The sequence below is a fragment of the Enterococcus sp. AAFC-DPL-5146 genome, assembly GCF_058216635.1.
The window spans coordinates 627,055-645,892 of sequence record NZ_CM177103.1; the positions used below are offsets into that span (position 1 = coordinate 627,055).

The window sequence follows — 18,838 nt, forward strand, 5'->3', positions numbered from 1 at the left end:
AGTGGGTTAAAGGGATGACAAGAAGAACAAAGGTGTTGGTACTACTGTTGGTAGATTCGCTAATTATGTTATTAGCAAATATTTTTTCGTATTTTTATTTATTACCATACGTTGAAATTACATATGCTTTTTTGATTAAGGCTTGTATTATGCAGTTAGTTCTATATATTTTTTGGGGTTTTATTTTAAAGGTTTTTACTCGAATCAATCGCTATACAAATATTAGCGAGATGAGTGCTATTTTTTGTGCAACGAGCATGGCAACGTTGATTAGTTTTATATTTTTGTCTATGACAGATGCTTTTTATAGTCGACATTTTATTTTATTAACTTATTTGGTAGTTACTTTTTTCATTATTGTCAGTCGTTTAGGTTGGCGTTTGATTATAGAATATCGAAATAAAAAGACTACATTAAATGTTGATGCAAAGAAAACGTTAATAATTGGTGCGGGCGAAGCTGGTAGAATATTATTAAATAGTTTAGTTAACTCTACAACTAGTAGAGACATTGAGGTTGTTGGTTTTATTGATGATGCTGAGGATAAGTTACATACCTATCTTTCTGGTGTTCGTGTTCTAGGAACAATCAATCAAATTCGAAAGATTGTTGAAAATTATGAAGTAGAGATGATTACTATCGCTATTCCTTCTTTGCTCCCAAATGAGTTACAAAGAATACTAGAATTAATTACGCCATTAGGGCTACCAATTAATTCTATGCCGGCTTTGGAAGAAGTTGCCTCAGGTAATATTACAATTTCTAGATTGAAAAAAATCGATGTTGTTGATTTATTAGGTCGTGAAGAAGTTCAATTAGATATGATTCAATTGGCTGACCAATTAACTGATAAAGTAATATTAGTTACTGGTGCAGGTGGCTCAATTGGCTCAGAAATTTGTCGTCAAATAATGAAATTTGCGCCAAAAAGATTATTGCTTTTAGGGCATGGGGAGAATTCGATTTATCATATTGAAAAAGAACTAAGCCGTCTTTTTTGTGCACAAAATACTGATGTTATTCCTATCATTGCAGATATTCAAGATAGAAAAAGAATTTTTGGAATTATCGAACAATATCAGCCTGATACTATTTATCATGCAGCAGCACATAAACATGTTCCTCTAATGGAGATTAATCCAATAGAAGCAGTTAAAAATAATGTTTTTGGTACAAAAAATGTGGCTGAAGCTGCAAAACAGTTTAATGTAAAGAATTTTGTGATGATTTCTACTGATAAAGCTGTAAATCCACCAAATGTTATGGGAGCGACTAAACGTATAGCAGAAATGATTGTTACTGGTTTAAACGAATCTGGGAAGACCAAGTTTTGTGCTGTTCGTTTTGGAAATGTACTAGGTAGCCGAGGAAGTGTGATTCCTTTCTTTGAAGAACAAATCAAAGCAGGCGGACCGGTTACTGTAACAGATTTTCGGATGACTAGATATTTTATGACAATTCCTGAAGCAAGTAGGTTGGTTATACAAGCAGGAGCATTAGCGAATGGTGGAGAAATTTTTATTTTGGATATGGGTGAACCTGTAAAAATATATGATTTGGCTAAGAATATGATCCAGCTAAGTGGATATCAAGATGATCAAATTGAAATTGTAGAAACAGGCATTCGACCTGGAGAAAAGTTGTTTGAAGAGTTGTTGGTAAGTAAAGAAAAAAATTCTAAACAAGTATTTGATAAGATATTTATTGGTAATATCAATGGTTTTGATATAGAAACGATTGAGTCATTTATTACTAATTTGTTGTTTGATGATAAATCACTAGCGGATAAATTAGTGAATTTTGCTAATGACTCGAGTAAATAAAAGGGGAAAAATAGTGTATAAACAATATGTTAAACGAATAATAGATATTATATTATCAACAGGGGGACTAATTGTCTTATCACCTTTGTTTTTAGCCATTGCTATTGCTATAAAGATTGATTCAAAAGGGAATGTATTTTTTAAACAGAAAAGAGTAGGAGTAAATAAAAGTTATTTTACTATATATAAGTTCCGGACAATGAGGATAGATACACCTGATGAAATGCCAACACATTTATTGGATAATCCTAGTTATTATATAACAAAGGTTGGGAAGGTTTTAAGAAAGACGAGTTTGGATGAATTACCCCAAATTATCAATATTTTAAAAGGTGATATGGCAGTGATTGGACCTAGACCAGCACTTTGGAATCAGTACGACTTAATTGAAGAGAGAGAGAAATATGGAGCAAATGGAATTCGTCCTGGACTTACTGGTTGGGCTCAGATTAATGGTAGGGATGAATTAGAGGTGTGTGTAAAGGCAAATCTTGATGGCGAATATGTAAAAAAAATATCATTGTTAATGGATTTCCAATGCTTTTTTTGTACATTTTTATCTGTATTTAAAGCGGAAGGAGTTGTTGAAGGTGGTACAGGATTTCACAATAAAAGTAGAGAGCGTAATAAAAAGAGTGCTGATAACGGGAGCAAATAGTTATATTGGAAGGAATTTAGTAAACTATTCTTCAAGTCATATATGTTTTGAATGCATAAGTGTAAGAACAAATGCCTGGAAATCAATAGATTTTTCTCAGTTTGACTGTATTATACATTTAGCCTCAATTGTGCATAAAAATAAAAAAATAGATGAGAAAACTATCTTTGAAGTTAATACTAATTTAGCCATTGAAATTGCTAAAAAAGCTATAGAAGACAAAGTACCTCATTTTATATTATTTAGTAGTATTGCAGTCTATGGAGATAATGATCTACGTAATAATTTTATTACTAAGAATACTGAATTAAATCCTAGTTCTTTATATGGCAAAAGCAAAATGTGTGCAGAGATAGCAATAAAAAACTTATCTTCGAAGTCTTTTAAAGTAGCTATAATCAGACCTCCAATGGTTTATGGAAAAAGTTCACCAGGGAATTTTTCACTATTGGAAAAACTGGCGCTTTATTGGGGAGTTTTTCCGAAAATTAGTAATAGACGAAGTATGATTTATATTGAGAATCTTTGTCATTTAATTTACATAATTATATTTAATGGGTTAGACGGAATTTATCATCCTCAAAATAAGGAATATGTTGATACAAACGATTTAATTAGCTCAATTAGAAATGAACATAGAAAAAATAGTTTTTTTATTTTAGGAAAATTGAGTAGATTTATTTTCCCATTCTGTTCTTTAACTATTATAAGAAAAGTGTATGGAGATTTAATGATTGATAAATCGTTAAGTAATTTTGAATTAGACTATAATCGGGTTTCCTTTCAAAGGAGTATTGAAGTTACTCAAAAAAAATAAATATGGGGTAAATAGAAATGGAATTTTTTTCGTTTGATGATATAAACAACGATGAACTGCGTGCTCTGCAGCTAAAGGAATTTGAAATATTAAGTTATTTAAAGCGAATATGTTTAGAAAATAAACTGAACTTTTTTTTAGCAGGAGGAACTTTAATAGGAGCTAAAAGGGGTGCTGGTTTTATACCTTGGGATGATGATATTGATTGTTTTATGCTTAGAGAAGATTATGAAAATTTGACTGAAAAATGGAATGAAATTGCTGATACTAATTCATACACATTATGTAGAACAAATAAAGACGAAAATTATCATCATACAGCAATGTCTATAAAGGCTAACGATACTACATTTATAAATAGTCATAGTAAAGATGCTGATATTAACCATGGCGTATCAATTGATATAATTCCAATTGATGCTGTACCTAAGTATAAGTTTGGGAGAGTAAAACAGATAGTCAGCGCCTTTATTTTCTCGGTTTATAATGCACAAAGACTACCTAATAATAAAGGAACGATCTTAAAGTTATTAACGGGCATAGCACTAGCAGTTGTCCCAAATAAAAAATTAAGATATTTAATATGGAGTAAAGCTGAAAAAGAAATGAGTAAATGGACTATGAAAGATAGTGATTATTTAGTTGAGCTAGTAACAGGCCCAAAAGCTATATTTCGATTATTAGATAAAAAGTGGTTTATGGATGTTATCATGGTACCATTTGAAACAGAATTGATGCCGATAGCTATCGGGAATGAGGAGTATCTGTCGTTAATTTTTGGTGATTACATGGCTTTACCACCTGAAAAAGAAAGATTTCCTAAACACGATATTATATATGTAAATCTTGATGAGCCATACAAAAAGTTTGAAGGAGTATACTACAACACAAAAAAATAATGGAGGGGAAAAATATGAATGTTGGTTTAATATTTGCTGGAGGAGTAGGTTCTCGTATGAAAAGTGATTCCACCCCAAAGCAATTTTTAGAGTTGGATGGAAAGCCTATAATTATATATACTTTAGAAATTTTTGAAAATAATAAAAACATTGATAAAATTGTCGTTGTTTGCAAGGAAGAATGGATAGAATATTTAAAAAGTTTGCTATTCAAATTCGATATAAAAAAAGTAATAAGTGTTATTTCTGGTGGGAAAACTGCTCAAGAATCTCAGTACAAAGGTCTCTTAGAAATTGAAAAAAAAATAACAAAATTGAAGGATTGTATTATTTTAATTCATGACGGTGTAAGACCTATTATTAATGACGAAGTTATTAATAATAATATTGATTCTGTGAAAAATTATGGTGCTACTGTAACAGTTAGTCCAGCTATAGAAACTGTAGTCTATATTGATGATAATGGGAAAATAAATGATGTTCTAGATAGATCTAATTGTAGAATGGCAAAAGCTCCTCAAAGCTTTTGGTTTGAAGAAATAATGTCATCACATAAAAAAGCCCTAGATGATAATAAAAAAGCTTTCATTGATTCTGCATCTTTAATGCAATACTATGGATTTTCGCTGTCGACTGTGGAAGGAAAGCCAGAGAATATAAAAATAACAACGCCTTCTGATTATTTTATGTTTAAAGCGTTGATTGAAGCAGAAAATAATGAAAAGATTTTTGGTTAGAAAGGTAAGATAATAGAATGGATTCAATATTTCACCAAGATTTAGTTGATTCAATATCTACTTCGAGTAAGGAGCTAGAATTTTTTTCTGAAAAAACTTTTTTTATTTCAGGTATTACAGGATTGGTAGGATACCAATTTGCAATGACTATTATTTATATGAATAAATATTTGGGTACAAAGTGTAAAATAATTGGTTTAGCTAGAAATCAAAAAAAATTTGAGAACTTATATAAACAGTATGAAGGCTTAGGCATTGAAGGGATTTTTCAAGATATTGTTGAACCAGTAAGATGTAATCAAAAAATAGATTATTTTCTCCATGCCGCAGCCAATACAAAATCGTCATCTATAGTTGAAAATCCTACTAAAACACTCTTCGATATGATAGATGGTACCAAAAATTTATTAGCATTAGCGAGTAAGAATAAAGAGTCTAAAACAATATATTTATCTTCTATGGAAGTTTATGGTAAATTCGAGAATTATACCGTTGTTAATGAAAAGGATCTTGGGTACCTAGATTTAACTAATATTCGCAATGTATATCCTGAAGGAAAAAGAGCTTGTGAATTACTTTGTTTATCTTATTTTAAAGAGTTTGGACTAGAAATTATGATTGCAAGGCTTGCTCAAACGTTTGGTTCAGGTATAGATTTAAATGATAGTCGTTTCTTTTCTCAAGTAGCAAAAAGTGTAATAAATAAAGAAGATATTATTTTAAATACAGAAGGGAATTCAATAGCTAATTATTGTAATTCAAGAGATGTAGTTGCAGCATTATTATTGCTTTTTAAGTCTGGAAAAAGTCCAAATATTTATAATGTATCTAATCCAGATTCAACTGATATAATAAGAAATGTTGCAAGTATGGTATGCAGAGAAATAGCTCGAGACCAGATAACCTTGAAATTTCAGATATCAAAAGAACAAAATTCAAAATATGCAGAAGATAGCAAAATTAAATTAGATATAGAAAAAATGCTTAACTTGGGATGGGAGCCAAAAGTTTCATTACAAGAATCCTTTGAAAAATTGATTTGTAGTATGGCTGAGAGGATGGAATAGATTGTGAATTTCAAAAAATTGATTCAGCAAATCTTAAAAGTTAAGAGAAGAGATATTTTTCCATTAAGTAAGCTTATTTTGACTTATATACCAGGTAAACTGTATAGGCTTATTAATCCTGATGTTTGGGTGATTTCAGAATATGAGAATGATGCAAGAGATAATGGTTACTGGCTGTTTAAGTATATAAGAGAGGAATATCCAGATAAAAAAGTTTTTTATCCAATAAACTATGATTGTAGTGACTTTAGCAAAATCAAAAATCTAGGAAACTATATTAAGTTTGGAGGAATAAAACACTATATTCTTTTTTGGGGATGTTCAAAATTTATAGGAACAACCAAATATTATGGGTTTCCATATGGTAGAATTTGTGAAGATTTAGTACAGTGGAATATCCATGATTTTAAAAATGTATTTTTGAATCATGGTTTTGCTAGAGGCTATTCTTCAATAGTAGATGCTGAAAATACAAACTATGATATGATCATATCAATGTCTGAAAAAGAAAAGGAAATTTTAATCCAAGAAAATTTTCAATCAAGTGAAAAGATTAAAGTAGTAGGGTTTTGTCGATATGATAGTTTAAAGAATATCAAAACAAATAAAAAAAAGATTTTAATTATGCCTACATGGAGGAATTGGTTAGATTTTAGATTAGAAAAAGATGATAAAAAAAAAGAAGAAATAACCAAAAAGTTTTTGGATTCAAAATATTATAAGTGTTTTTTCAGTCTATTAAATAATAAATCATTGCTTGAGTTTCTTGAAGAAAATGATATTGAGTTTATTTTTTATTTGCATAGCTATGCACAAGTATACAGTGAATATTTTTATTCTAGTAGTAGTAGATTATTGATTGCTTCTAAGGAAAGTTATTTTGTGCAAGATTTGTTAAAAGAATCTGATTTATTAATCACTGATTATTCTAGCGTGACATATGATTTTTGTTATATGAAGAAACCAATGATTTATTATCAGTTTGATAAAGATGAATTCGAAAAAAAACAATATGCTGAAAGTGAATACTTCACCTATGAAGAGGACGGTTTTGGTCCTGTTATTGAAACAGAAGAAAAATTAATAAATATAATAAAAGAAATGTATAATAAAAATTTTGAACTTGAAGAGAAATATGATATCCGTATAAATGATTTTTTTGAATATTGTGATGATGAAAATTGCGGACGGAATTATTTGGAAATCTTGAATTTGTGAAATTACTAAAAGGAGCTATATGGAAAAAATATGTGCGGGGATTGTAACTTACAATCCAGAAATAAAACTGCTAAAAAAAAATATTGAGTTAATAACAAAGCAAGTGGAAAAAATATATATTTTTGATAATGGAAGTTCAAACATTCAATTTATAAAAGAGATTGATGATAATCTTGAAATTATATCATCTACAAAAAATGTTGGTATAGCAAAAGCTCTAAATATTATCATGCAACGAGCACTCGACGAGAAATATGATTGGGTATTATCTATGGATCAGGATACATTACTGGGTAAAAACGTTATAGAAAAATATTCTGAATATTTGAATGATGAATCACTAGGAATCTTAACCCTAAAAGTTATTAGAAAATCAACGGAACAACACATTATTTATGAGACACGTTCAAATAATTTAGTTGACATGGTTGATAGATGTCCAACCTCGGGAATGTTGTTAAAAACTTCTTTGTGGGAATTAGCAGGCAAATATGATGAGTGGATGTTTATTGATTATGTTGATTATGATATGTGTCAGAAGATATTGCTTTTAAATAAAAAAATTCTACGGGTCAATGAAGTCTACATGATACAAAATTTAGGTGATGTTAAAGAAAGTTCATTTGTGGGTAAAATCTTTTCCGAAAGTAAATTCTTAACTTTAAATAGATGGGCAATAACATTCAATCATAGTGTTAGTAGAAATTATTATTTTGTTAGGAACTCAGTTTATTTCATAAGGAAATATAAAAAAAGTATTAAAGTTAAACATGAAATTAGAAGTATATTGGTTTGGGAATTAAAAAAATTATTATTTGAAAAAAATAAATTGTCTCAGTTTCTAGCAATTATTAATGGGATAAAAGATGGAATAATGGCCAAAATTTAGGAGGTTTTGCTTTGTACTACTTAATTTTATTAATAATTATGTTGAGTTTTTTAGGAGTTGTGGCATACCTACTTAATAACAAAGATGTTGTTTCTGCTTGGATAATTGGGATAGGTATGTTTTGTTTTTCTTTAGTAATATATTTATTGAATATAGATAAATGGAATATTGAAATAGTACCTATTACCATAATTGTTGTTTTTATTGCCTTTATATTTTGGGGACTGGGGGATATTTTAGCAAAGAGTATGTATAAATTGTTAAATAATCCCAGTTTAAAAACAATTGAATCAACTAAATTTAAAGCTATACATATTCGTAAGTCAGTCTCATTGTTTTTTAGTCTATTAATGTTTTTAACGTTAGTGTACTACTTCAAATATATTTATCAGATTTCTCTGGTTGCTGGAAATACTGGTGGATATAATGATATGTTTAAATATGCTAGATTTGCTGTTATTAATACTAAATATAATATAGACATGCCATTTATTTTATCACATTCATTATTAATATCTAAATGTACAGCATATATTTATATTTTTGTATTATGCTATAATAAACTTTATTTTAATCTTGTGAGTTTTTCAACATTCTTGCCTATTGTGATATATATTATCCAAATTTCAATATCAACAGCTAGAATAGATTTTATTAGGTTGATGACATATGGATTGATGCTTGTTTTTATATTATGGAAAAAGAATAATTCTTGGAGTAATAGGCTAGACTGGAAAATAGTTTTTTATGGTATCACAGGTATAATGCTTTTCTTATTAATATTTCGCTTATTAGGTTTCTTAACTGCAAAAACAGATTCTAGAGAATTGTGGGACGATATTTCGATTTATATAGGTAGTTCAATTGTAGGATTAAATCAATATCTGGATTCTCCCCCTAGTAATAACGAATTTTTTGGAAAAGAGACATTATATAATATATACAAAATTTTAAGGAAAGTTAATTTGGTTTCTATACCCGAATATAATACACCGTTGGAATTTATATATTTTAATGGGAATAGAACTAATATTTATACTAGTTTTCGACGATATATCCAAGATTTTAATTATATGGGACTTTATTTCATCCTCGTTTGTCAAGGTTTTTTCTATAGTTTTTGGATTGAAAAAATTAAACGAAAAAAAGTTAGCGGATTTTATATAATATTACTGTGTAGTATATTTTATCCAGTTGTAGAAATTTCCTTGGATGAGCAATTTATAAGCAATATTTTTAGTCTGTCAACTTTATACCAGTCAATTTATTTGGCAGTGTTATATTATTTTATTATAGGAAAAGAAGTTTGTTTTTCTTCTTACAAAATAGATTTCTATGAAGCGAGAGGTAAAAATTTTTGAATCGAATATTGATGAATTTTTCATATACCTTTTTCTCAAATATAATTTCTACTTTAATTTCCATGTTGGTAACATTAATAGTGCCTAAATTAATTGGGATAGAATCATACGGCTACTTTCAATTATATATTCTATGTATTACTTTTTTAGGGATATTCCATCTTGGTTGGGTAGATGGGATGTATTTAAAATTAGGTGGTAAAAGTTATGATTCGTTAGATTCTAAATTATTTTCAGGTCAATTTAGAATATTTGTGTTGGCAGAGTTCATTGTATCTGTTTTTTCGTGTATTCTATTTATTGTTACTTGTGAAAATAAGGATAAAATGATGGTTTTATTAGCTGCAAGTATTTGTTTGTTATTGTATAATTCCAATATATTTATCCAATTTATACTGTTAGCGACTAATCAAATAAAACAGTATGCTACCATCATAATACTAGATAGGATACTTTATCTAGTATTTGTTATGATATTTTTATTTAGTAAAGAGGGTTCTTACAAAGGACTTATAATAGCAGACTTACTTTCCAGAAGTATCAGTTTGATATATGCAATATTGCAAAATAAAAAAATATTAGTATCAGGATCGTATAAATTATCTGTCAACCTTATTGAAATTAAAGAAAATATTTTAATTGGCTATAAAGTAACCTTTGGTGGAATAGCAGGAATATTTATTACTGGAATGATTAGATTTATGATGGAAGCAAAATGGGGAATAGTTTTTTTCGGGAAAATATCATTGGCTCTTACATTATCAAATTTAATGATGGTTTTTGTTAATGCAGTATCTATGGTTGTATTTCCAGTATTAAAAAAAGTACAAGAAGAGGATTTGAGTTTTTTTTATAGAAAAATGAGAGATATACTTATGTTAAGTGTTTTTACGTCAATGCTTTTTTATTATCCAGCTAAGTATATTTTATCTATTTGGTTACCAGCATATTCTGAAAGCTTACATTACATGTCATTAATGTTTCCTATAATAGTCTTTAATAGTAAAACAGCTATGTTGATAAATACATATTTAAAGGTAATTAGAAAGGAAAGCATTATTTTAATATCAAATCTTTTATCCTTAGTTATAAGTCTAGTCTTGGGGTATATAACAATTTTCATTATTTCCAGTCCAAATTTAGCAGTTTTGTCAATAGTAGCTTCTCTAGCATGTAGATCAATTATTGCTGAAAAGAAATTATGTGATTATTTAAATATTGACATAGGCAAGGATACGTTTTTGGAGATAGCTGTAACTATTTCTTTTATGATAATAAATTGGCATGTTGAATCTGTTCTGTCTGTTTTATTTTATGGTCTGGTGTTGTTAACCTACTTCGTTTTGAAAAGTCAGGATATAAACTCAACTTTTCGTTTTATTGCTAAAAAAGTTAAATAAAGTTAATTTGAATATATATAAAATGATAAAGAAAGAGTGAGAGTGTGCTATTTAAATAATGTGAGCAAAAAAAATAGTTTAAGATAGTTTAGCTTAACTAGCTATTAAAATTTATTGGAATCAATTACAATCATCTTTATTTATCCACTATTATTTTACAAATACATTAAGATATCATTCCAATTCCTCAAATATGTTGCGACACGTTTCAAACTATGAGAAAATAGACATCATGAATTATTCTTGCAAAAAATGAGGAAGTGTCTTATGAAACTATGGAAAAAAGCAATACTGACCGGGTTAGGATTAGTTCTTGTTTCGGTTGCAGGTTTTTGTGCATATGGAATTAAAATGTACTCTGATGCATCATACACAGTTAAAGGAGTATATGAATCTATTGATCGGACATCTAAAAGAAGAGACCAAGTGGTGAATATCGACGCTCAAGAGCCCTTTTCTGTTTTATTGATGGGAATTGATACTGGAGATTTAGGTCGTACGGAACAAGGACGATCTGATACAACGATGGTTGTTACTGTTAATCCTAAAGAAAAAAAATCTACAATGATCAGTTTGGATAGAGATATTCTGACAGAGATTGTTGGAAATGGTACAGAAGATAAGTTAAATCATGCATACGCATTTGGTGGGGCTAAGATGGCCATCGATACAGTCTCGGAGTTGTTAGATATTCCAATAGATAATTATGTATCCATCAATATGAAGGGCATGAAAGATTTAATTGATGCTGTTGGAGGAATCGAAGTTAATAATACTCTAGGTGAGTTCACACTAGATGGTATTGTTGTTCCTGCTGGGAAAACTAAATTGAATGGTGAAACTGGACTAGCATACGCTCGTATGCGTAAGGAAGATCCAGAAGGCGATATCGGTCGTCAACGTCGTCAAAGAGAAGTTGTTGAAAAAATCGTCAATAAAGTCATCAGTTTAGATGGTGTGACAAAATATAGAAAAATTTTAGATGCTGTAAAAGATAATGTTAAAACAGATTTGACTTGGGATAATATGGTAGACATTCAAAAGAAATATATGCCTGCTTTTAAAGATATTGATTCATTACAATTAGATGGTGAAGGTACAGAAATCAATAGTATCTATTATCAGCTAGTGGATCCAACGAAATTATATGAAGTACAAACCGAGTTACGTGCTCAATTAGGCCTTGCTAAGAATGAAGAGATGCAGGCAAAAGATAATAGTAACTATAACAACTATGTTGGTAATGGTGGAACTTCTGGCGATACTACTAGCTATGGTTACGATCAAAATGCTTATGCTGATCCTAACACAAATACTAATGGTTCTGCTTACAACAATCAAAATGCGGTAGCGGACGAAAGTCCCTATCAAACTAACGGCTATTAAATATGGACTTCTATTCTTGATGATGAGAATAGAAGTTTTTTTAGTTTCTGCTCAGTTTAGACTAGAAATCTGTTTTATAGGGTGTTATAATTGGACTATACCAAATCTAGACATAAGGGAGCAATTTTTAATGGAAATTATTAAAGTAGCAAACGCTGAAGAAGGCGGAAAAAAAGCATTTGAATTGATTAAAGAAGGTATGAATAATGGAGCAAAAGTTTTAGGTCTTGCTACAGGAAGCACACCAGAAACATTATATAAAGAAATGACTGCAAGTGATTTAGATTTTACAGATATGACGTCAGTAAACTTGGATGAATATGTTGGTTTAGGTGGCAATGATGACCAAAGTTACCGTTATTTTATGAACGATCAATTATTCAATAAAAAACCATTCAAAAACACATATGTGCCAAATGGAAAAGCAGAAGATTTAGCTGCTGAATGTAAGCACTATGAAAGCATTATCGACAGCAACCCAATTGATATTCAAATTCTAGGTATTGGGCAAAATGGACATATTGGTTTTAATGAGCCAGGTACTCCTTTAGATAGCCTAACTCATGTAGTTGAATTAACAGAATCTACAATAAACGCTAACAAACGTAATTTTGAAAAAGTAGAAGATGTACCAACAAGAGCTGTTTCTATGGGGATTGGTTCAATCATGAAAGGTAAAAAAATGATTTTAATGGCTTATGGTGAAGCAAAAGCAGATGCGATCAAAGGAATGATCAATGGACCTGTTTCTGTTGAGTTACCAGCGAGTGCTTTACAAAATCATTCAGATGTTGTTGTTATCCTTGATGAAGCAGCAGCAAGTAAATTATAAGAATTGTCATGAACCTGTCTTTTTAAAGATGGGTTTTTTTATATTGTCTCCGTCATTCTTAATTAGTGCTATAATAAAATAGAAAAGTAACAGGAGGAGAGAGTAGAATGAATATAGATTTAACAATTCCTGAGATTATTGTACGCTTGTGCTTGGCAATGCTGATTGGTGGAGTAATCGGTTTTGAACGGCAATATAAAAATCGCCCAGCCGGTATGCGGACACATATTCTTGTTTGTATGGGGGCTACAATTATCGCTTTGATCCAGGTTGAAATAGCTGCTAACGCTTTGCGGGATGCGATAAATCATCCAGAATTAACTGGTGTGATTCGATCTGATCAAGCACGTTTGATTGCTCAAGTAGTCAGTGGGATAGGATTTTTAGGTGCAGGTACGATCATTGTAACGAAGCAATCAGTAACAGGATTGACGACTGCTGCTTCATTATGGGCTGTCGCAGGATTAGGAATTGCGATTGGTATGGGGTATTATGCAATTGCCATCACTAGTTTCATTGGTGTTTTCGTTGCTCTAACGGTAGTGAGAAAAGTTATTCATGTACCGACAACAAAGAAATTAGAAATTCGCTACATACACAAGCAAGAAACAAAAGAGTTTATCAATCAGTATTTTGAAGAACATAAAATAGAAATTGAGGACGTAAACTTTAATGTAATACTAGTTGATGATACACAAATTTATACGAATATTTATACCATTGATTTGCCTAGAGGAATGACTTATGCTGAAGTGATAGAAGATTTATCGATTTACAAAAATATTACTAAACTACGCTTAGTTAGTATTTAAACCAGTTATGATATTAACAAGAAGTAGCTTATTAAAATAGCCGCTAAACGCTAATATAAACTCGTTCATAAAATAACAGCTTAGTTGAAAAAATCATTTTTTTATACTAAAAAAGAATGGTAGAATGAAAGTATCATATATTGGAGGTTTTGCATGGGATCTTTATTTAAACAATCAAAATTGTTATTTTGGACAGTAGAAATTGTATTGACGATTATCGGTGTCTTCTTTTTATTAAAGATGCCTAATATCTTTAGCCCAATCTTAGGAATGGTGTCAGCTGTTTTTATGCCGTTATTGATTGCGGGCTTTTTATACTATATGTTTGATCCAATCGTAGTTTTTCTGGAAAAACGTGGTTTACCTAGAATTGCGGGTTTTTTACTTTCTTTTGCCTGCTTGATTGTTTTAATTGCGTTGGTAGCTATGAATGTCGTTCCACAATTGGTGAATCAGTCCTTGGAGTTAAGTCAATCGCTTCCTAGTTATGCGGAAGAAATGAATCAATGGTTGAAAGATTTAGGTAATTTAGAAGAATTGAAGGGTTTTAATATTCAGGAACAATTAGACAAAATGAACCTTACAATTAGCAATATCTTGAATTTCGCGATTGTGGGTGTAACTAGCAGTCTTTCCAAAATTATGGGTGTTTTGATGAGATTCTTTATTTTACTTTTCACAGTGCCGTTTATCTTATTTTTCATGTTTAAAGATGGACACAAATTTTTAGATGCACTGTCTCATTTTTTTCCAAAGAGTATTCGCGGCGAGTTACGTCAAACGGTCAAAGAAATGAATCAAACCTTATCAGCGTACATTAGTAGTACAGTGTTAGATGCGTTAATTATTGGTATATTAAGTTTTATAGCTATGACTATTTTTAAACAACCCTATGGTTTATTGTTAGCTGTCTTTTGTGGTTTGACGAATATTATTCCTTATGTTGGTCCTTTCATTGGTGCAGTCCCAGCAGTTTTAGTTGGACTATTTATTTCGCCATGGCAGGCACTTTATATGGCAATATCTATTTTAGTTATTCAACAATTGGATGGTAATTTGATCAAACCTTTATTAATGGGAAAATCTTTAAACATTCATCCACTAACGATTATCTTAGTATTGATTGCTGCAGGTAGCGTTGGGGGGATTATCGGTATGCTGATCTGTATTCCTGTCTATGCAGTGATAAAAACTTTGGTTGTGAACATTCGTAAAATGTATATAATACGTAAAGAAGATAAAACGATAATTTAGTAAAAAAGTTTCTGTTTATTCAAAAAGCAGCAATGAATTTGATGTAATTATCAAATTCATTGCTGCTTTTTGTTTTCCAATTGAGGTGATTACTCCATACCAATCAAATAATCGTCATCTTTCATTGCCTCAACAGTTCCTAATAAGTAACCATTACCAACTTGAGAGAAGAAATCATGATTACTTGTACCAGTAGAGATACCATTCATAACGATTGGATTAACGTCATTTGCTGTATCAGCAAATAATGGATCCATACCTAGATTCATCAAAGCCTTGTTGGCATTGTAACGTAAGAATGTTTTCACTTCTTCTGTCCAACCTAATTCATCATATAATTCTTCGGTGTAACGTTCTTCATTTTCGTATAACTCATAAAGAAGATTATACATCCAGTCTTTCATTTCATTTTGCTCTTCTTCAGATAGTTCATTAAAGCCTAATTGGAATTTGTAGCCGATATAGGTGCCATGAACAGATTCATCACGAATGATTAATTTAATGATTTCAGCAACGTTGGCTAGTTTGTTATTCCCTAAATAGTAAAGAGGAGTATAAAAACCAGAGTAGAATAAGAATGTTTCTAAGAAAACGCTAGCGACTTTCTTTTCTAATGGTGTACCATTTTTATAGATTTCATTGATTTTTTCGGCTTTTCTTTGTAGATAAACATTTGTATTCGTCCATTCAAAAATTTCATCGATCTCTTTTTTAGTATTCAATGTACTAAAGATTGAAGAATAACTTTTCGCGTGAACAGATTCCATAAATTGAATATTATTTAAAACGGCTTCTTCATGTGGTGTCCGAACGTCATTTCTTAACTGTTCCATACCACTTTCAGATTGAACAGTATCCAATAATGTCAATCCGCCAAAAACATAACCTACAGTTGTTTTTTCCAAGTCTGATAGAGTTCTCCAGTCATCTAAATCATTAGATAAAGGGATACGAGTATCTAACCAAAATTGTTCAGTTAGTTTTTCCCAAGTTGATTTATCGATTACATCTTCAATTGCGTTCCAATTGATTGCTTCATAATAAGTTGCCATGTATTTTCCTCCTCATTACCTTTACGTTAAAATACAGTAAATCATAGAACAAGGCGACCTAAGGACGCCTTGTTTTTTAGAGTTCATTTAAATTTCTGTAGAGCTAAACACGTCGTTAAATAACGCAACTTTCACATTGGTTGCTGCCGATTTCTTCTGCATCATCAGTGAATGTTCTTACGTAATAAATTGATTTTACCCCTTTATGGAAAGCATAGTGACGTAAAATATTTAAATCACGAGTTGTTTGTTTTGGTGAATCTTTCCATTCATAAATGCCCATCGGAATTTCTGAACGCATGAATAAAGTTAAACTCATACCTTGATCCACATGTTGTTGTGCTGTCGCATAAACATCAATGACTTTACGCATGTCCATATCATAAGCAGATGTGTAATATGGAATTGTGTCATTTGCTAGATGAGGAGCAGGGTAATAAATTTTACCAATTTTCTTTTCTTGACGTTCTTCAATCATACGAGTGATAGGGTGAATACTAGCACTTGTATCATTGATATAAGAAATAGAGCCATTAGGTGCTACTGCAAGACGATTTTGGTGATATAAGCCATCTTTTTTCACTGCATCACGTAAGTTTGACCAGTCCTCGGCACTTGGTATAAAGATATCTTTGAAGATTTCTTTGACCTTATCTGATTGAGGAGTGAAATCACCGTCAATATATTTATCAAAATATGAACCATTGGCATAATCTGATTTTTCGAAATTGTGGAATGTTTCATTGTATTGTTTAGCGATGTTATTGCTTTCTACTAAAGTCCAATAATTTAATAAAGTAAAGTATACGTTTGTAAAATCTAGAGAATCTTTAGAGCCGTATGTCATATGGTTTTTAGCAAAGAAGGTATGAAGACCCATTGCACCAAGACCAATTGTATGACTTAATCTATTACCATTTTGAATAGAAGGAACTACATCAATATCAGAAGCGTCAGTAACAAATGTTAACGCACGAGTCATTGCACGAACAGATTTACCAAAATCAGGACTATCCATCAAATTGACGATATTTGTAGAACCTAAGTTACAGCTAATATCTGTACCAAGTGTTTCGTATTCTTGTTTTCCGTTTAAAACAGAAGGTGTTTGAACTTGTAATATTTCTGAACATAGGTTACTCATGATGATTTTTCCATAAGCTGGATTGCTTCTATTAGCTGTATCAATATTAATAATGTATGGGTAGCCAGACTCTTGTTGTAATTTAGAAATTTCATTTTCTAAATCACGAGCTTTGATTTTACGTTTACGAATTTTTGGATTAGCTACTAGATTATCATATTCTTTTGTAATATCAATGTATGAGAAAGGAACACCGTATTCACGCTCCACACTATATGGGCTGAATAAATACATATCTTCGTTATTGCGAGCCAATTCATAAAATTTATCAGGAACAACGATTCCTAAAGATAATGTCTTCACACGAACTTTTTCATCCGCATTTTCTTTTTTAGTTGAAAGAAACATTTCGATATCTGGATGGAAAACGTTTAGATAAACAACTCCAGCACCTTGACGTTGACCCAATTGATTTGAATAACTAAAGCTATCTTCGAATAATTTCATAACTGGAACGACACCGCTAGCAGCACCTTCATATCCTTTGATTGGTGCTCCCGCTTCCCGTAAGTTAGCTAATGTGATACCTACACCGCCACCAATTCTTGATAACTGTAAAGCTGAGTTGATTGAACGGCCGATGCTGTTCATATCATCTGTGACTTGAATCAAGAAACAAGAAACAAGTTCACCACGACGTTTACGTCCTGCATTTAAGAATGAAGGAGTTGCCGGTTGGTAGCGTTGGTGGATCATTTCATCTGCTAAAACTAAAGCTAATTCTTCATTGCCATCAGCGAAGTATAAAGCGTTGAAAGCAACTCGATCGTCATAACTTTCTAGGTATTCAGTTCCTGCATTATTTTTCAACGCATATTGTGAATAAAACTTATAAGCTGCCATAAATGATTTGAATTCAAAGTTTTGTTCATCTAAAAATGTATATAGTTTTTCAATGAAAGCCATAGAATATTTTTGAATAAATGCTGTTTCTAGATAATCATTGTCGATTAGATAGTTGATTTTTTCTTCTACTGTATTGAAGGTTCTTGTATTAGGAATGACATTTTCTTTGAAAAATGCTTCCAATGCTTCTTTATCTTTATGCAAAGGAATTTGTCCATCAACGGGACGGTTGATCTCGTTATTTAACTTAAAATAGCTAACATCTTTAATTTCTTTTAGACTCAAGTTCATTCACTACTTTCTTAAAGGATTCTACGTCTTCGTTCGTACCGCTAAACTCAAAAGCAAAAAGCATCGGAACTTTGTAATCACGTGCTATGTCTTTGGCTGTATACACAAATAATTCTGCAAAATTAAGGTTGCCGCCTCCAGCAACACCTTTTAATTGTTCACGATTGCTTTTATAATCAAGAAAATCATTCACCACTTCGGTTATTTCTTGATCGTAAGTAGGAACGACTAGGATAAATGGTTCATTTATCTCAAAAAAAGGATTCGCAGGCTCAATTTCGTAAGCTGGCAAATCCAATTTTTTAATGAAGCGTCTAGTTTGTCCGGTAACTGTAAAATAGACAATTTTCAT

General features: G+C 30.8%; 17 protein-coding genes. 14 read left to right on the forward strand and 3 right to left on the reverse strand.

Going from position 1 to position 18,838, the window contains the following annotated elements; translation table 11 throughout:
- Window positions 1-14 precede the first annotated feature (14 nt).
- The 14 genes from AC4BB2_RS02840 to AC4BB2_RS02905 all read left to right on the forward strand — a co-directional run bounded on the left by AC4BB2_RS02840 (window position 15) and on the right by AC4BB2_RS02905 (window position 15,153).
- Complete coding sequence (locus AC4BB2_RS02840) at window positions 15-1,823, forward strand: polysaccharide biosynthesis protein (protein WP_490473940.1); 1,809 nt, start codon at window positions 15-17, stop codon at window positions 1,821-1,823.
- Window positions 1,824-1,836: 13 nt separating this feature from the next.
- Window positions 1,837-2,481, forward strand: a complete 645-nt coding sequence (locus AC4BB2_RS02845) for a sugar transferase (protein WP_490473941.1) — start codon at window positions 1,837-1,839, stop codon at window positions 2,479-2,481.
- The gene (locus AC4BB2_RS02850) at window positions 2,414-3,298 is read left to right on the forward strand and encodes an NAD-dependent epimerase/dehydratase family protein (RefSeq protein ID WP_490474660.1); all 885 of its coding nucleotides are present in this window, start codon (window positions 2,414-2,416) and stop codon (window positions 3,296-3,298) included. Before AC4BB2_RS02845 ends, AC4BB2_RS02850 begins: the two co-directional genes overlap by 68 nt.
- Window positions 3,299-3,315: 17 nt before the next feature.
- Window positions 3,316-4,197 (forward strand): LicD family protein, encoded by an 882-nt coding sequence (locus AC4BB2_RS02855; RefSeq protein WP_490473942.1) that lies wholly within the window; start codon window positions 3,316-3,318, stop codon window positions 4,195-4,197.
- A gap of 14 nt (window positions 4,198-4,211) precedes the next feature.
- On the forward strand, window positions 4,212-4,934 hold the full coding sequence (locus AC4BB2_RS02860; RefSeq protein ID WP_490473943.1) for an IspD/TarI family cytidylyltransferase: 723 nt from the start codon (window positions 4,212-4,214) through the stop codon (window positions 4,932-4,934).
- 17 nt (window positions 4,935-4,951) lie between these two features.
- Window positions 4,952-6,001, forward strand: a complete 1,050-nt coding sequence (locus AC4BB2_RS02865; protein WP_490473944.1) for an NAD-dependent epimerase/dehydratase family protein — start codon at window positions 4,952-4,954, stop codon at window positions 5,999-6,001.
- 3 nt (window positions 6,002-6,004) lie between these two features.
- Window positions 6,005-7,219 (forward strand): CDP-glycerol glycerophosphotransferase family protein, encoded by a 1,215-nt coding sequence (locus AC4BB2_RS02870; protein ID WP_490473945.1) that lies wholly within the window; start codon window positions 6,005-6,007, stop codon window positions 7,217-7,219.
- A gap of 19 nt (window positions 7,220-7,238) precedes the next feature.
- Window positions 7,239-8,108 carry a glycosyltransferase gene (locus AC4BB2_RS02875; RefSeq protein ID WP_490473946.1) on the forward strand — a complete coding sequence of 290 codons (870 nt, stop codon included), beginning with the start codon at window positions 7,239-7,241 and terminating at the stop codon, window positions 8,106-8,108.
- An 11-nt stretch (window positions 8,109-8,119) separates the two neighbouring features.
- Entirely contained in the window at window positions 8,120-9,469 is a 1,350-nt protein-coding gene (locus AC4BB2_RS02880; protein WP_490473947.1) for an O-antigen polymerase, read from the forward strand.
- Window positions 9,466-10,869: an MATE family efflux transporter gene (locus AC4BB2_RS02885; protein WP_490473948.1), complete on the forward strand. Its 1,404-nt coding sequence runs from the start codon at window positions 9,466-9,468 to the stop codon at window positions 10,867-10,869. The genes AC4BB2_RS02880 and AC4BB2_RS02885 overlap by 4 nt, the downstream gene beginning before the upstream one ends.
- Before the next feature lie 267 nt (window positions 10,870-11,136).
- Entirely contained in the window at window positions 11,137-12,255 is a 1,119-nt protein-coding gene (locus AC4BB2_RS02890) for an LCP family glycopolymer transferase (RefSeq protein ID WP_490473949.1), read from the forward strand.
- A gap of 130 nt (window positions 12,256-12,385) precedes the next feature.
- Window positions 12,386-13,087, forward strand: coding sequence for a glucosamine-6-phosphate deaminase (nagB, locus tag AC4BB2_RS02895; RefSeq protein WP_490473950.1), 702 nt, complete (start codon window positions 12,386-12,388; stop codon window positions 13,085-13,087).
- A gap of 107 nt (window positions 13,088-13,194) precedes the next feature.
- The gene (locus AC4BB2_RS02900) at window positions 13,195-13,899 is read left to right on the forward strand and encodes an MgtC/SapB family protein (protein ID WP_490473951.1); all 705 of its coding nucleotides are present in this window, start codon (window positions 13,195-13,197) and stop codon (window positions 13,897-13,899) included.
- Between the two features lie 153 nt (window positions 13,900-14,052).
- On the forward strand, window positions 14,053-15,153 hold the full coding sequence (locus tag AC4BB2_RS02905; RefSeq protein ID WP_490473952.1) for an AI-2E family transporter: 1,101 nt from the start codon (window positions 14,053-14,055) through the stop codon (window positions 15,151-15,153).
- A gap of 89 nt (window positions 15,154-15,242) precedes the next feature.
- Here the strand turns inward: AC4BB2_RS02905 and nrdF are convergent, their stop codons facing one another.
- The 3 genes from nrdF to nrdI form a co-directional block, all read right to left on the reverse strand.
- Complete coding sequence (gene nrdF, locus AC4BB2_RS02910) at window positions 15,243-16,205, reverse strand: class 1b ribonucleoside-diphosphate reductase subunit beta (RefSeq protein WP_490473953.1); 963 nt, start codon at window positions 16,203-16,205, stop codon at window positions 15,243-15,245.
- A 115-nt stretch (window positions 16,206-16,320) separates the two neighbouring features.
- On the reverse strand, window positions 16,321-18,480 hold the full coding sequence (nrdE, locus tag AC4BB2_RS02915) for a class 1b ribonucleoside-diphosphate reductase subunit alpha (RefSeq protein WP_490473954.1): 2,160 nt from the start codon (window positions 18,478-18,480) through the stop codon (window positions 16,321-16,323).
- Window positions 18,461-18,838: a class Ib ribonucleoside-diphosphate reductase assembly flavoprotein NrdI gene (nrdI, locus tag AC4BB2_RS02920; protein ID WP_490473955.1), complete on the reverse strand. Its 378-nt coding sequence runs from the start codon at window positions 18,836-18,838 to the stop codon at window positions 18,461-18,463. The genes nrdE and nrdI overlap by 20 nt, the downstream gene beginning before the upstream one ends.